At 35.7% G+C, this 15,116-nt stretch carries 12 protein-coding genes; 1 reads left to right on the forward strand and 11 read right to left on the reverse strand.

Features of this window, described 5'->3' with window-relative positions; genetic code table 11:
* Together secD and yajC are read right to left on the reverse strand one after the other, a co-directional pair.
* Window positions 1–1,566: a protein translocase subunit SecD gene (gene secD, locus ACNI3C_RS01550; protein WP_419770501.1), complete on the reverse strand. Its 1,566-nt coding sequence runs from the start codon at window positions 1,564–1,566 to the stop codon at window positions 1–3.
* 77 nt (window positions 1,567–1,643) lie between these two features.
* Complete coding sequence (gene yajC / locus ACNI3C_RS01555; protein WP_419770502.1) at window positions 1,644–1,916, reverse strand: preprotein translocase subunit YajC; 273 nt, start codon at window positions 1,914–1,916, stop codon at window positions 1,644–1,646.
* A 76-nt stretch (window positions 1,917–1,992) separates the two neighbouring features.
* On the opposite strand from yajC, the gene ACNI3C_RS01560 reads away from it, so the two are divergent.
* On the forward strand, window positions 1,993–3,165 hold the full coding sequence (locus ACNI3C_RS01560) for an apolipoprotein N-acyltransferase (RefSeq protein ID WP_419770503.1): 1,173 nt from the start codon (window positions 1,993–1,995) through the stop codon (window positions 3,163–3,165).
* Between the two features lies 1 nt (window position 3,166).
* Here the strand turns inward: ACNI3C_RS01560 and ACNI3C_RS01565 are convergent, their stop codons facing one another.
* The 9 genes from ACNI3C_RS01565 to hemA all read right to left on the reverse strand — a co-directional run bounded on the left by ACNI3C_RS01565 (window position 3,167) and on the right by hemA (window position 15,114).
* Window positions 3,167–6,283, reverse strand: coding sequence for an efflux RND transporter permease subunit (locus ACNI3C_RS01565; RefSeq protein ID WP_419770504.1), 3,117 nt, complete (start codon window positions 6,281–6,283; stop codon window positions 3,167–3,169).
* A gap of 9 nt (window positions 6,284–6,292) precedes the next feature.
* The gene (locus tag ACNI3C_RS01570; protein WP_419770505.1) at window positions 6,293–7,300 is read right to left on the reverse strand and encodes an efflux RND transporter periplasmic adaptor subunit; all 1,008 of its coding nucleotides are present in this window, start codon (window positions 7,298–7,300) and stop codon (window positions 6,293–6,295) included.
* Window positions 7,297–8,493 (reverse strand): TolC family protein, encoded by a 1,197-nt coding sequence (locus ACNI3C_RS01575; protein WP_419770506.1) that lies wholly within the window; start codon window positions 8,491–8,493, stop codon window positions 7,297–7,299. The genes ACNI3C_RS01570 and ACNI3C_RS01575 overlap by 4 nt, the downstream gene beginning before the upstream one ends.
* A complete protein-coding gene (locus tag ACNI3C_RS01580; RefSeq protein ID WP_419770507.1) occupies window positions 8,493–8,945 on the reverse strand; it encodes a FixH family protein in 453 nt (150 codons plus the stop codon). The genes ACNI3C_RS01575 and ACNI3C_RS01580 overlap by 1 nt, the downstream gene beginning before the upstream one ends.
* Before the next feature lie 101 nt (window positions 8,946–9,046).
* Window positions 9,047–9,856 carry a hypothetical protein gene (locus ACNI3C_RS01585; protein ID WP_419770508.1) on the reverse strand — a complete coding sequence of 270 codons (810 nt, stop codon included), beginning with the start codon at window positions 9,854–9,856 and terminating at the stop codon, window positions 9,047–9,049.
* 44 nt (window positions 9,857–9,900) lie between these two features.
* Window positions 9,901–11,349: a CCA tRNA nucleotidyltransferase gene (locus ACNI3C_RS01590; RefSeq protein WP_419770509.1), complete on the reverse strand. Its 1,449-nt coding sequence runs from the start codon at window positions 11,347–11,349 to the stop codon at window positions 9,901–9,903.
* The gene (locus tag ACNI3C_RS01595) at window positions 11,285–12,076 is read right to left on the reverse strand and encodes a mechanosensitive ion channel family protein (protein WP_419770510.1); all 792 of its coding nucleotides are present in this window, start codon (window positions 12,074–12,076) and stop codon (window positions 11,285–11,287) included. The genes ACNI3C_RS01590 and ACNI3C_RS01595 overlap by 65 nt, the downstream gene beginning before the upstream one ends.
* Window positions 12,077–12,084: 8 nt before the next feature.
* Window positions 12,085–13,806, reverse strand: coding sequence for a proline--tRNA ligase (locus ACNI3C_RS01600; protein WP_419770511.1), 1,722 nt, complete (start codon window positions 13,804–13,806; stop codon window positions 12,085–12,087).
* Window positions 13,807–13,818: 12 nt separating this feature from the next.
* Window positions 13,819–15,114 carry a glutamyl-tRNA reductase gene (hemA, locus tag ACNI3C_RS01605; protein ID WP_419770512.1) on the reverse strand — a complete coding sequence of 432 codons (1,296 nt, stop codon included), beginning with the start codon at window positions 15,112–15,114 and terminating at the stop codon, window positions 13,819–13,821.
* Window positions 15,115–15,116 lie beyond the last annotated feature (2 nt).

Here is a 15,116-nt window from a genome sequence, read left to right on the forward strand (position 1 = left end):
TTAAATCCCAAACCATTTTTTGTTGTTTTTGTCTTTGATAATCTTGTTTTGCAACATTTCATAGATACCGTGTGTTCCTAAAATTGCTGTTAACATAGAGGCCACAATACCAATAGAAATGGTTACAGCAAACCCCTTGATTGGCCCTGTTCCATACGCATATAAAATCACTGCCACTAACAATGTGGTTACGTTGGCATCTAAAATGGCTCTCATGGCATTTGCGTATCCATCTTCAATGGCTTTACCTACTGATTGTCCTGATTTAATCAATTCTCGGATTCTTTCAGTGATAATAACGTTGGCATCAACCGCCATACCAATCGTTAAAACAATCCCAGCCATTCCAGGAAGAGTCAAGGTTGCGCCAAACATTGCCATAATAGCAATGATAATAAAAATATTGGTCACTAAAGCAATATTGGCAATCAATCCCGCTCGACGATAATAGGCCAACATAAATACAACAACCAAAACAAAACCAAAAATCAAAGCCATCATTGAAGCTTTAATTGAGTCTGCACCCAAACTAGGCCCTACACTTCGTTTTTCTAAGAGTTTTACACTCGCAGGCAGTGCCCCACTTCGTAAAGCAATGGCAACATTTCCTGCTTCTTGTAAGCTAAATCCACCTGAAATTTGCCCACTTCCTCCACCAATTCTCTCTCGAATATTGGGTGCAGAGTAAACTTTCCCGTCCAATACAACCGCCAATCGTTTTCCCACATTTTTACCCGTAAAATCACCAAAAATTCTTGCCCCACTTGAGTTCAGGGTAAAGTTAATAATGGCTTGGTTGGATTTATCAAAAGCCACTTGAGCATCAATGACTTGGCTTCCATTTAAAATGGGTATCTCTTTGACTAAGTATTTAATATTTGGACTTTCAGAACTCTCTAAAATAATATCCCCATATTGAGCCGCTTGTGTGCTACTAAGTGCATAAACTTGGTCGGCAATGGCTTCATCGACCGCCATGAGTTCTAGATTTGCGGGTTTTGAAATCAACTCTCGTGCAGCTTTCTCTTCAGCGACACTTTTGATTCCAGGAAGTTCAACTACAATGTCTGCTTCCCCTTGTCGTATAACCGTAGGTTCAGCCAAACCAAATTGATCCAATCGATTACGAATGGTTTCCACCGCTTGAGAAACAGAGAGGTCTTTGACCACAGCTATTTCTGCATCACTTAATGTCACCGAATAGGACAAAGGAGTCGGTTTTGTTATGACAAGCCCTTTGATTTTTTCCAACATGGCATCAACTTTTGGAAGTTCATCTTCATCTAAAACAGTAAAACTGATGAGTTCACCATCAATGCTTAAATCTTCAATTAAAATCTCTTCGTCGTCTGCAAAGTATTTGATTGAAGTTGCGTATGTTTTAATTTTTGAAGTGACCGCTTCTTCGGTATTAACACCTAAAAGCATATGGAGTCCACCTTGTAAATCAAGTCCTAAATTTATTTTTTTTCCACTGTCTGTTTGTAAAAATGATGGTATAGAAAAAACAACACCGAAAATTATACTGAGTGTAAATATTATGAGTCTATAATTAAAGATTTTCAATTCTTTCCCTTAGAAGTAGTAGTGTATGTGCGTGCTTGAATAAAACATGTAGTTGCTACATGTTTTATCAAATATGATTAGTCTTCTAATACTTTTGAAACAAATTCTCTTACAAGTTTCATTTCACTGTTATCAGGATTTTTAACCACTAAATGATCATCTGCTACTTTTGTAACTTCAACCATTAAGCCACCATGTGTTACAATCTTATCACCTTTTTTAAGATTAGCAACCAACTCTTTGTGTGCTTTGGCTTGTTTTTGTTGTGGTCTAATAATTAAAAAGTAAAATATTGCAAATAATGCAACCAGAGGTAATAATGAACTTATTAAGTCTCCATTTTGTCCCATCTAATATCCTTTGTAAGCGTTTTTTATGTTTTTATTAAAACGGGTAAATTTTAACAAAACAAACATAATAAAGGGCTTGAACACAGCTCTTTTTTTCTCTACATTTCTCTATTTGTCCTATATTGGATTAGAAATTAAACTCATCAACTCTCTTTTAGGACTTTGGGCACTATATTTACTTTTAACCATTCCAAAAAACGCACTCTTTTATGCGGGATTTTTTATTGGTATTTTTTGGTTTTATTGGGTGAGTTTCAGTTTTATTTATTATGAATTAATCTATCTCATACCTTTAGTGATTTTAGGCTTTGCATTGGGATACGGGATTATTTTTTATTTGACGGCCCTTTTTGACCACATTATTTTTAGAGCCCTAGCCCTTTTTGCGTTGAGTTATTTTGCCCCTTTAGGCTTTAATTGGCTTCAAATTGAGTTGCTTTTTGTCCACAGCTATTTTGGTATTGATAAGTTGGACTTATTTACTCTTTTACTCTCTCTTGTTCTGTTTACTTATTACAAATATTGGGCATTTATTCTTTTAATTTTCCCTTTAACTTTTGCCCAACCAAAACCCATTGAAAATGCATTAAACATTGATATGCCTCAACTGAATCTGCCTCAAAAAGACAAATGGAAACACAAAAACACCTCGGCAATTATTGATACCAATTTGGAATTCATTGACACGGCAATTCAAAATGGTGCAGATGTTGTTGTACTTCCAGAGACTTCATTCCCACTGCTTTTAAATAAAAATCAACAACTTTATGAACTGCTTCAAGAAAAATCAAACAGCATTGATATTATTTTGGGTTCTTTGTATGAAAACAAAGGAGAGTATCACAACTCAACCTATTACTTTTCAAATGGAAATGTTGAAGTGGGACACAAAGTAGTGCTTGTGCCATTTGGGGAAGCCATCCCTTTACCTGAAAAAATACGAGATTTTATCAATGAGACTTTTTACAATGGTGCTAAAGATTACACCAAAGCCAATGCCCCCACAGATTTTGATATCAAAGGGGTGAAATTCAGAAATGCGATCTGTTATGAAACCACAACGCCAGAGATATTTGAAAACTTAAATGGGGTCAAATATATGATTTCCATTTCTAATAACGCCTGGTTTACCCCCTCAATTGAACCTACATTGCAAAAACTGTTAATGCAATATTACGCCGACCTCTACCGTGTTACGATTTACGCCTCTGCTAATGGAAGCAAAAATCAAATCATAGTGCCCCGATAACTTAATGCGACAGGGCACTGTTTTGTATATTTCCTTTTAATTTGATGGCCAAAATATAAAAGACTGCGGGAATAATAATCAACGTTAAAAAAGCAGAACTGACCATTCCCCCAATCATAGGTGCGGCTATTCTTTGCATCACTTCACTTCCGACACCATTGATATACATAATAGGAATCAATCCACCTAAAATGGCAAAAAGTGTCATCAGTTTTGGTCGGAGTCTTAACACAGCCCCTTTATAAATGGCATGAAAAATATGCGTATCGTTAATTTCCACACATTTATCTTTTAACTCTTTCATCGCTTCATGCAGATAGACCAACATCACAATCGACGTTTCAGCTGCCACGCCAAGAAGAGCTAAAAAGCCGACAATAACTGCAATGGAAATATTAAAATTGAGATACTCTAAATAAAATATTCCACCCGTTAAGGCAAAGGGTAACGTAAAAAATATGATGATGGTATAAGTGATATTACGCAATGCAAAATAAATCAGTAAAAATATAATCACAAATGTCAAAGGAATAATGTACATTAGTCGTTGCATGGCACTCTCTAAATATTCACTCTGCCCTGCCCACTCCATATAATATCCTGTAGGCAAGTTGACCTCTTCGAGCAATTTTTTGGCTTCATCTTTATACTGTTTTGCTGAAATATCCGTTTTGGGGGTGATATAAATAAAATTCACGTTCAAAGCTTTTTCTGATTTTATAACAGAAGGGCCATTTTCATATTTTAAGTCAGCAAACATTCGTAAAGGTTGAAATCCCAATTGGGTTTTAATTTGTAAATTCCCCAAGGCGTTGATATCTTCTCGTTGACTCATTTCATATCGTAAACTCATAGGATACCTCTCAAGAGAATCGAGCATGGTTGAAATTTGTGTACCCGCAACTCCTAATGAAATGGTACTTAACACATCATTTTTCGTAATACCATATCGCGCAAGCAATTCATTGTTTACATCAATGTTCAAGTAATACCCCGAATTAATTTTGTCCGATGACACAGAGAGTGTTTTGTCAAATTTTTTAAGTTTTTGCTCAATTTTTAACGCTGTCTCTTCCAACTTTTGATGGTCATTCCCATACAATTTAATCCCAAGAGGTGTTCGAATACCTGTCAATAACATATCAATACGTCCTCGAATTGGGTAGGTCCAAGAGTTAATCAACCCAACAACTTGAAGTTTTTCATCCATGGCTTTCATGAGTTTTTTATACGTCATTCCCTCTCGCCATTGATCTTGTGGTTTAAACTGCACAATGGTTTCAATCATGGCCAAAGGTGCTGGGTCAGTTGCCGTATCGGCTCGCCCCGCTTTTCCAAAAACGGTTTCAACCTCTGGAAATGATTTCAAAATTTGATTGGTTTTTTGGGTTAACTCTTTGGATAAATCAATCCCTATTCCATACGGCGTTACAGGCATATACATAAAAGTTTGTTCATTCATCATGGGCATAAATTCCCAATTGAGTTTTTTATACACAGGATACGCCACAATAAGAGTCGCCATAAAAATCAATACAATCCCATATCTAAAACGCAATGAAAATTTTAACAATGGAGAATAGAGTTTGATAAAAAATTTATTCAAAATATTTTTATTTTCGTCCATGATTTTTCCACGAATAAAAAATATCATCAAAATGGGTACCAAGGTAATAGATAAAATCGCCCCAGCAATCATGGCAAACGATTTTGTAAATGCCAATGGGGAAAAGAGTCGTCCCTCTTGTCCCGTTAAGGCAAAAATAGGTAAAAATGAAACCACCACCAAAATCAGTGCAAAAAAGATGGGACGCCCCACTTGTTTGGCGGATTTGATGATAATTTCCATGCGCTCTTTGTTTGAAATATCCTCCTTGCCTTGAAGATATTTATGCGCATTTTCCACCATAACAATCGTAGCATCAACCATGGCTCCAATGGCAATGGCAATTCCTCCTAAACTCATGATGTTTGAACCCAAACCAAACAGTTTCATGAATAAAAAAGTCAACCCCACCGTAATGGGCAAGGTAATGATGATAATAAGGGCACTTCTAAAATGAAACAGAAACAATCCACTGACCACCATAACAATGATACTCTCTTCAAAAAGTGTGCTTTTTAGGGTATCTATGGCTTTATCAATAAGTGAACTTCTGTCATAGGTTTCAACCACTTCAACGTCATCAAGTTTTAAACTTTTCAATTTCTCTTTAACGGCTTTGATGACTTTATACGGATTTTCACCGTATCGAACCACCACAATTCCACCCACGGTTTCACCCTCACCATTTAAGTCTGCCATGCCTCTTCTTGAAGCAGAGGTCACATTCACTTGTGCAATATCTTTGATGGTCAAAGGAACAGAGTTGATTGTTTTAATGGCAATGTTTTCAATGTCCACCACACTTTTTAAATACCCTCTGGCAGTAATGATATGTTCAAAGCCATTTTCAAGAATAATTCGACCACCTTTATCATCATTGTTTTTAGTCAACGCATTTTTAACCTCAGCGATGCTTAAATTGAATTGCACCATTTTATCTTGGTTGAGGGTAATTTCATAGTTTTTAATAAACCCACCAATTGAAGCAATTTCTGAAACTCCATCCACTCCTAAAAGTGCAAATTTATAGTAATAATCTTGCAAGGTTCTAAGCTCTGCTAAGTTTTTTGTTTTTGAACGAAGTGCGTACTCATACGCCCACCCCACTCCCGTGGCATCAGGACCAATAGCTACATTTGAACCTTCTGGAAAAGTTCCTTGAAGTTGTGAGAGTTGTTCTAAAATTCGGTTTCGAGAATCGTATAAATCTGTACCATCTTTAAAAATGATGTAAATAAGTGCATTTTGAAAACTGCTCATGGCACGCACGGTTTGAATGTTGGGCAAACTCATCAAGTTTGAAATCAAAGGGTAGGAAATTTGTTCCTCAATGGTTTGAGGACTTTGACCCGCCCATTTGACTTGAACAATCACCTGTGGTGGTGATAAATCGGGCAGTGCGTCTAAACTGGTATTTCGAATCGACCAAATTGAGGCAATGGTTAAAATCAGTGTCAAAAAAAGAATACTAAACTTATTTTTAACGCTCAATTCAATTATTTTTTCAACCATGATATTTTGCTACCACTCTTCATCTTTGGAGTATAAGCCATTAGTAAGAGCATCTGAATCAAGCAAGAACAGCGCATTATCCATCACCTCTTCTCCTGCTTTTACACCACTGATGATTTGAAATTTATTGGGGCTAATTCTTTTGGCAACCACTTCTATGGGTTCAAACTCTTTTGCACCTACAGGTAAAAAAACATAGTGTTTATTGGCTTTGGTAATTACGGCTGTTTTGGGTAAAGTCAGCATATTTTCTATTTGTGTTGCAATATCAACTTTAGCAAACATATTGGGGGAGAGTTTTAAGTTCTTATTCTCCAAAATAAATCGTACATTGACTGTTTTTGTTTTCTCATTCACATAAGGATAGATAAAATCAACCCTACTTTTAATGGGCTCATCTATGCCATCAATATACACTTTTGCCTTCATGCCTTTTTTTATAAAAGAAGTATCGGATTGATACACTTGGGCAATAAACCAAAGTTGGTCAATATTGCCCAATTGCAAAAGCAGCATCCCTTTTTTTGCAAAGCTTCCTTGATTGATGTTTTTTTTCATCAAAATGGCATTGAGTGGAGCGTAAAAAGTGATCTCATCTAAACTTTTTTGACTCTTTTTGATTTTTTCAAGCTCTTTGGAATTAAGATCTAAAGCAAGCAGTTTTTCATACGCACTTTTTGCCAAATTGGGGTTGATTTTCTCCATAATTTTAAGCTCTTTTTGTATGGTTAACACTTCATTGGAATAGATTGAAAAAAGCGGTTCTCCTTTTTTGATATACATAAACTCTTTAGAGGCATCTAATTTTGTAATATAACCATCAAAACGCACAACAATATCTCTTATGTCACTGCTGTTAAGTTGGGTTTGTCCATAAAATTGTTTGACAATGGCTCTTTTTTCTTCTTGAACTTTCACAACTGTTTTGTTAAAAAGTTGTTGTGCCTCAATGATTTTGGCATCTAAAGCACAAAGGGTTAAAAGCATAAAAAAAAGTGTTGTATTTAAAAGCTTCATTTTAAAGTATCCTTATAATAAAGCGTTTGTGAATAAGCTTGAAAATAGCTTTGCAGTTCATCCAACGCATTTAACTCAAAACCAATAAGTTCATTTAAATTGCCAATTACCTCTTGCGGTTTGACTTTTTCCAAAGCATTATACGCTTCAAGAGACTCTTGCACTTTTTGTTTGGTTGGAATGATACTTTGCTCTAAAAGTCTATACGTTGCATAAGCAGTGTGTAACTCATTTTTCAAAATTTGCGTTTTTGTTTTGAAACTTTTTTTCAAATCTTCATAGTTGCTCAACGCCTCTTGTTTTTTTGATTTTGCCACTAATACTTTGCTGTTCTCTGTTCCATAAATGGCAAGAGGAATCCCCACAGAGACGTTCACATAATCTTGAAATTTGTCATCTCTTTGAAAATATGCTACGTTAAATTTTATGTCAGGAATTTTATTTTCTGCTTCAAATTTGGACATATCTGAAGCTTTTGAAACTTTGAGTTTCTCTATTTGCAGTTTGGGATGATGTTGATAATCAAAGGTAATTTCTGTGTCATCAACTCTTAAAGGCATATCTATTTTTTCAATTTTTTCTTGGGTAATATTTTCCAGTTTCAAATATAAATTATCCACCATATTTTTAAGTTTTATTTTTTGTAAACTGATTTTTGAATATAAAATTTGGGCATTCAGTGCTTGTGTTTGTAATGCTTGATTGTTTTCATACAAAGCCACATTCAAATCTTCAAGTTGTTTAATGTTGTTTAAATACTCATCAAAAAGTTGAAGTTTTTTTTCAAATATCACAATCGTATAAGCAAGTTCATATATTTTTGAACGCAATTCGAGTTTTTTATCTGCCAAAAGATACTCACTGATTTGTTTCTCTTTTTTAGCAACCTCTTCTTTGATTTCGAGTTTATCGCCCATAGGAATGAGTTGTGTCACACCTATGTATTGAGCTTGCATCGCTTCTGTGTCTCTTTTGTTTATCTCTTGAAATTGTATATCATTGGCACCAAAGGTTAGTACAGGATTTTGCCACTTTCGTGAAAGAGCAATATTTTCATTGGCACTGTTGATGGCGTTTTGTAAGCTTTGAAGAGTGTAGTTTTTTTCATACGACAAAGTTACCATATCTTCAATTGGTGTTGAAAAGCTTGATGTTATTACAACAAAAAAGAGCAGAAACGATTTCAATAACATCAGTTATTTACGCTCCCTTTCACCATTCTTACTTCACCATCGGGTGTTTTGAATTTAAGTTGATATTGCCATGTTCCACTCATACCTAAATTGACATTGCAACCGTATTTTCCCTCTTTATACGTGGCCTTCGCTTTATGTTCCATATAGGGCATTCCTGGCATTTCTGGCATGAAAAATTTCACTTTGACTTGTGCATTGTCAATGATTTTATCCCTATGAGAAATCACAATATCCACCGTGTTGTTCCCAGATACAAAAGGCTTTTCTGTACTCATAATAACTTTAAAATCATCTCGCGTCATCATCTCATTGTGATACGCCATATGTGTTCTTGAGTCATGCATCTTCATATTTGAGTGATCCATACCATTCATGCCATTACTTGCTGCAAACAAAGCACTGCTTGTGATTAATGATACTCCTAAAACAAAGCTGTTTACTTTTTTCATTCTCTGTCCTTCTAGCTGATTTCTAAAAGTATAGAGTTAAATTGTGTAGTTTATGTGAAGTTGATTTATTGAGAGGGTTTTATTGGTGCTTGTATCAGAGCCTATTCGTAAGCTCTGATAATAATGCCTTTTTTGCCATCTTTTGAGAGCAAATTGTACGTTGCAGTATAGGCTTTTGCTTTTCGTTTGGTGTGCACTTTTATCACCCAATTGGCTTCAATGGCACGAAATTTTGCCAATCCAAATTGAGTAAATTTTTTCATGCTGTTAATGCTGTGTTGATTCACACCCAATTTATCATAAATAAAGTTATTGATTTCCAGATTTTTATACAAGGTAAATTCTGTTTCATCCACTAACCCAATAATCTCAAAATATTGTGCATTTTTATGTTTATCAATAAAACTCACAATACTGTTTCGGCACGTTTTGCTGATGGCATAACTTCCTGTTGGCATGTCATAACATTTGGCAAACTCTTTAACTCGGGTGATTTTTTTGCCCGTTGTTTCATTCACTTGCGGTGGCATGGCCTCTTCCATAGTACTGCTTTGTATTGCAACCGCTTCTTGTGGAGTTTCAACGGATTCCATTTTCACTTGTGCTTGTTGAAGTTGTTCTTTGAGTTGTGCATTCTCATTTAAAAGGGTTTGTTTTTGTTCTGACGCATCATCAAACTTTTTTTGCAGATTTTTATAACTTGATTGTGTTACATACTGAGTTCGTACTTCATAGGGCAAGTCACCAAAACGGCTTACTTTTTCTACATTTTCAACGTTTGTCACTTGAGGAAGAGGCTTTCTAAAGTGTTCATGATAGTAAAAATAGCCCATAACACCCAAGCCTAACGTTAAAATTGAATACGCAATATAGTGTAAAATATTACTGGATTGGCTTTCTTCGTTTTCCATTCTTTTTCTCCTGTACTGATTTAAATTATTATACTCTATAAAAGTTACAAATAATATTTACGGTATTTTTTGCTGATTGCTTCTAAAATATCCTCTTTTGAAAACTCTTCATTCTCTATTTGTACTTCATACGCAAAAGCTAAAATGGTTTTAAAGGTTTTATCGGGCTTAAAGCCTAACGCAATTAAATCCCGACCCAAAACCAAGGGCTTTAATGCTTCATTTTCAATATGAAGTTCGCGTGCCACTTTTAAAAGCCATGACACCGCTTCATAACATTTGGATTTGTCTTTTAATGTTCTTCCCAAACAATCGGCTTGTGAAATCAGACACAAATCTTCAATATTGACTTTGTTGGACAATCGTTTCACTGCATTGCGTGAAGATTGTTGTAAAAAGAGTTGAAAAGGTGCCAAGTGATACTCCACCAATTCAACTACATTTTTGATGAGTTTTTTGTCATTGGTGAGTTTTTCTAAAAAACTCAACGTTGGAACAATCCCCTCTTTTTCATGTTTGTAAGAGGTAATTTTTCCATTTATCACCTCTGTGGTGGCAGGTTTTCCCAAATCGTGGCATAAAATCGCCAACATCAAATAGAGGTTTTTAAATGCATCAGAGGTTCTTAATTTTGCCATTTCATCCAAACACAATAAGGTATGAATCCAAACATCTCCTTCTGGATGATATTCTGGCTCTTGAGGACAATCCACCAACGCTTCTAACTCAGGGAAAAAAGGCAAAAGTTTCAACTCTTTTAAGAGTTCAAAGCCCAAAGATGGTCGTTTGGCCTTAAGAAGCAGTTTTTTAAACTCTTCGAAAATTCTGTTGCTTGAAAGCGTTTGCATCTCTCCGCCTTGAACCAATGTTTGGCACAATCTTTTTGTTTGAGAATCCAATGTAAATTCAAAACGTGCACAAAATTGTATCGCTCGATAAACACGTAAAGGATCTTCTACAAAAGTCTCTTCATTGATGTGTCGAAGTGTTTTATTTTCTAAATCTTTTAAGCCATCATAGGGGTCAATAAATTGTTGTGTGCAATAATCATAACCAATGGCATTAATAGTAAAGTCACGTCGGATACTGGCTTGTTTGAAACTCATACTGGCATCAGTAATGATTTCAAATCCAGTATAGCCCACACCTACTTTTTTCTCTACGCGTGGCAAAGCAAAATCAAACTCATATTCGCGTGTTGAGAGTTTTAAAACACCAAAACTTTTTCCCACAAGTTTCACCGTTCCAAAAGCACTCAGAATCTTAGCAATGTGTTCGTAGTCATTTAAGTTAAAGATTTCAACATCGTAATCTTTAATCTCTAAATCTAAGAAGTAATCCCGTACACAACCCCCTACAAGAACAGGTTTTGCACCATGTTCTTGTAAGGCTTTTAATACATCTTGTAGTATGTTCGGAATAAAGAAGTTATTTTTTCTCTTTGAAAAGGTGTACATCGGTTTGTGGATAAGGAATGCTAATTCCTTCCTCATCAAAAGTCATTTTGATATTTTCTGTCAAAGCAAATTTTACATCCCAATAATCAGGCGTATTCACCCATGCTCGTACCACAAAATTCACCGATGAATCTGCCAGTTCTCCAACAGCAACTGTAATGCCATCTTCAACAAGCACTTTTTCATTGGCTGTAATAATTTTGGTTAGTATCTCTTTGGCTTTTTTAATGTCATCGTCGTAACCAATACCAATGGTTAAATCAACTCTTCGTTTATCATGTGCATTAATATTGGTAATACTTCCCGCTGTAATCGCTGAATTTGGCACTAAAATCATTTGATTATCACCGGTGGTAAACTCTGTGTTAAAAAGATGAATCTCAGTAATTTTACCTGTCACTCCACCTGCTGTTACTACATCACCAATTCTAAATGGTTTAAAGAAAATCAACATTACACCCGAAGCAAAGTTTGATAAAGAGTCTTTTAATGCCAAACCAACCGCCAAACCTGCTGCACCTATGATGGCTAAAAATGAAGTGGTTTCGACTCCCACTTCTTCCAAGGCCGATAAAATAACCACTATCAGTAAGACATAATAGATGATGTCTTCAAAAAAGTTAATCAAAGTGGCATCAAGTTTTGGATTTTTTCTTAAAAATTTAACGGCAACACCCGTAATCTCTTTGACAAGCCACTTCCCAATGACAAAAATTAACAGTGCATAAATAATGTTCAGCACATACTCTAAAATAATATCCATGTAAACTCCTAGTTTATCAATTTAATCAATTCTGGTACAACTCTCTCTAAAGCCACATCTTGTTTTTCTAATGTTTTTCTATTGACAATTTCAACCAATCCATCACTTAACTTTTTACCAATGACTATTGCATATGGAAAACCAATCAATTCAAAATCACCCATTTTAAAACCAAATCGCGCAGCTTTTCTGTCATCTAAAATGGCATCAATCCCTACGGCTTTTAAATCAGCATACACTTTTTCACCTATGGCCAATTCGTCCTCATTTTTTGCATTTGATACAATCACATCCACCATAAAAGGTGCAGTCTCTTTACTCCAGATACACCCTTTTTCATCGTGACTTTGTTCAATTACCGCAGCAATTAATCGTGAAACACCAATTCCATATGTTCCCATCACAAAAGGTTGTGCTTTTCCGTTTGAATCTAAAAAGTTTGCGCCCAATGGTTCTGAATACTTTGTTCCCAATTGGAAAATATGCCCTGCTTCAATCCCTTTGGTGTGATACAATTCTCCACCACAACAAGGACATTTATCTCCCTCTTGAACCGCAATCAAATCAAAATATTTAACCTCTTTGAGTGTTGAAAGAGAAGTACCTGTTAAATGATAATTCTCTTCATTGGCACCACACACCAAACCATCTTCATTTTGAATCTCTTTATCAATGATAAAAAGTGTCCCTTTAGGCAAGTTAAAAGGCCCCACATACCCAGCACATAATCCCGCTGCTTGAATATCCTCTTCGGTTGCATCAATTAACTCTAATGCATTGACGGAATTACACGCTTTGGTCTCTTCAAGTTCATCATCACCTCGAACAAAGAAAACCACCAATTGGGTTTTATCTTCATAAATTGCTGTTTTAATTACGGCTTTAATCGTTTGCGCTTGTGACACACTTAAAAAGTTACTCACCTCTTCAATGGTTTTTAAACCAATGGTTTCAACTTTTTCTTCTTGAATAGGGGTATTGGTGTTTTCATACCATTTTTTAACCTCTTTTTTGGCTCGCGTTGCTGCTTCAATATTCGCACCATACGAGCACTCTTTACACACAACAATGGTATCTTCCCCTGAGTTGGCTAACACCATAAACTCTTTTGAACCACTTCCCCCAATGGCACCAGAATCTGCTGCAACAACCCTGAACTCTAAACCCAATCGTGTGAAAATTTTTGAATAAGTTGCTTCCATGTGATGAAATTCACGCACCATGTCTTCTTCATTTTCATGGAAACTGTACCCATCTTTCATCAAGAACTCTCGGCCTCTCATAAGACCAAATCGTGGTCGGGCCTCATCTCTGAATTTGGTGTTAATTTGATACAAATTCAAAGGCAAATCTTTGTATGAAGTGACTCTGTTTTTCACCAATTCCACCATTGCCTCTTCATTCGTAGGTGAGAGTACAAAATCATTGTGTTTTCTGTCTTTAATTTTCAGCATCTCTGCCCCCATTTTAGAGGCTCGACCTGAAGCTTCCCATAAACTCAATGGCGTTACAAATCCCAATTGAACTTCATTGCATCCAGCACAATCTAACTCCTCTTTGACCACCGCTCTGATTTTTTCTAAAACGATTTTTCCCAAAGGCATATAGTTATAAAGTCCTGCCCCTTGTTGATTGATAAATCCACCTCGAATTAAAAATTGATGAGAAGGAAGCGTCGCATCATTAGGTGTCTCTTTGGTTGTGGGTATAAACATATTACTGAATTTCATAAAAATCTTTTCCTAACTATTAAATTTTATTGCATGTTCACATTGATAAAAAGTATTTGAATCATGTTGCAAACCAAAAACCGATTGAACGGTGCCTAAAACCACATCACATTCAACTTTTTTTGAAATATCTTTTAACTGTTTTGTGGGTTCATGTAAAAACTCGGTTAACACAGTTTCACACAGTTTTCTTACATTGGCTTCTTGATGGGCATCAATAAACCCTTTTTTAATGGCATTGGCTATTTTTTTGTTGATGACATCTTCCGCTTTGAGATACAAATGTTTTACCACAGGTTCTATCTCTAAAGCTTTCAAGCACTCAAAAAATTCCATTGATAAGTTATTGACAATCAAATAGGCTTGTTTGGCTTGTTCTACACGTAAATTCATATTTTCATTGACAATGTCTTGTAAATCATCCACAGCAAATACGGTTAAATTTGGACTTTGAATTTCATCAATGTCTCTTGGTACTGCTATGTCAAACCAATATCGTGCAAATGAACACTCTTTGACCATGTTTTGTTTGATAATAGGATATGGAGCAGACGTTGCTGTTACCATAATCGGCAGTTCATTTAAAAGTTTGTCAATATTTTCATAGGGTTCAACTTCGATACTTCTTTCAAACGTATCGGCAAGCAGTTTTGCTTTTTTGATGTTTCGGCTGAGTAAAACCACATCAAAACCATAACTTAAAAGATGTTTGATGGTCAATTCACTCATCTCACCTGCACCTACAACCAAAGCTTTCACCCCTTGGGTATCTTTGATAATATCTTTGGCTTTTGCCACAGCAGTTGAGGCCACAGAAACCGAACCCGTACCCAAACTTGTACTGTTTCTCACACTTGCAGCACATTTAAATGCGTATGTCATGGCTCTTGTAATGCCTTGATCGCAATACCCTTTTGCCAATGATAAGCGATACGCATCTTTGAGTTGTCCCACAATTTGCGTTTCACCAATGACCAATGAGTCTAAAGCCGATGCCACCGTAAAAAGATGGTGAATCGCACCTGCATTGTCATAAATATCAGCACGATGTGCCAAATCTTCATAATCAAGGCTTGAGTATCGTGCCAGTGTCTTAATAATAATCTCTTGAGCCCTGTCGATATCATTGACCGTTGAAATGATTTCAACTCGATTACAAGTTGAAAGCAAAACAGCCTCTTTGATGATTTGATTATCCAATATCGTTTTCAAAAAAGTTTCTACAGCACTGTTGTCTGGAAAAGCCAATTTTTCTCGGGTATGAATATCTGTATTTTTATGGGTAAAACTTATGCTTAAATAGCTCATTT

The sequence above is a fragment of the Marinarcus sediminis (SeqCode) genome (assembly GCF_048571275.1).
In the GTDB taxonomy this organism is placed as follows: Bacteria; Campylobacterota; Campylobacteria; order Campylobacterales; family Arcobacteraceae; genus Marinarcus; species Marinarcus sediminis.

Excerpts from the sequence above, each read along its gene's own strand:
- ACNI3C_RS01575 (WP_419770506.1), bottom strand. The coding sequence starts at position 8,493 with ATGTTATTGAAATCGTTTCTGCTCTTTTTTGTTGTAATAACATCAAGC.
- ACNI3C_RS01590 (WP_419770509.1), bottom strand. The coding sequence starts at position 11,349 with ATGAGGAAGGAATTAGCATTCCTTATCCACAAACCGATGTACACCTTT.
- ACNI3C_RS01595 (WP_419770510.1), bottom strand. The coding sequence starts at position 12,076 with ATGGATATTATTTTAGAGTATGTGCTGAACATTATTTATGCACTGTTA.
- yajC (WP_419770502.1), bottom strand. The coding sequence starts at position 1,916 with ATGGGACAAAATGGAGACTTAATAAGTTCATTATTACCTCTGGTTGCA.
- ACNI3C_RS01585 (WP_419770508.1), bottom strand. The coding sequence starts at position 9,856 with ATGGAAAACGAAGAAAGCCAATCCAGTAATATTTTACACTATATTGCG.
- ACNI3C_RS01570 (WP_419770505.1), bottom strand. The coding sequence starts at position 7,300 with ATGAAGCTTTTAAATACAACACTTTTTTTTATGCTTTTAACCCTTTGT.
- ACNI3C_RS01600 (WP_419770511.1), bottom strand. The coding sequence starts at position 13,806 with ATGAAATTCAGTAATATGTTTATACCCACAACCAAAGAGACACCTAAT.
- ACNI3C_RS01565 (WP_419770504.1), bottom strand. The coding sequence starts at position 6,283 with ATGGTTGAAAAAATAATTGAATTGAGCGTTAAAAATAAGTTTAGTATT.
- ACNI3C_RS01580 (WP_419770507.1), bottom strand. The coding sequence starts at position 8,945 with ATGAAAAAAGTAAACAGCTTTGTTTTAGGAGTATCATTAATCACAAGC.
- hemA (WP_419770512.1), bottom strand. The coding sequence starts at position 15,114 with ATGAGCTATTTAAGCATAAGTTTTACCCATAAAAATACAGATATTCAT.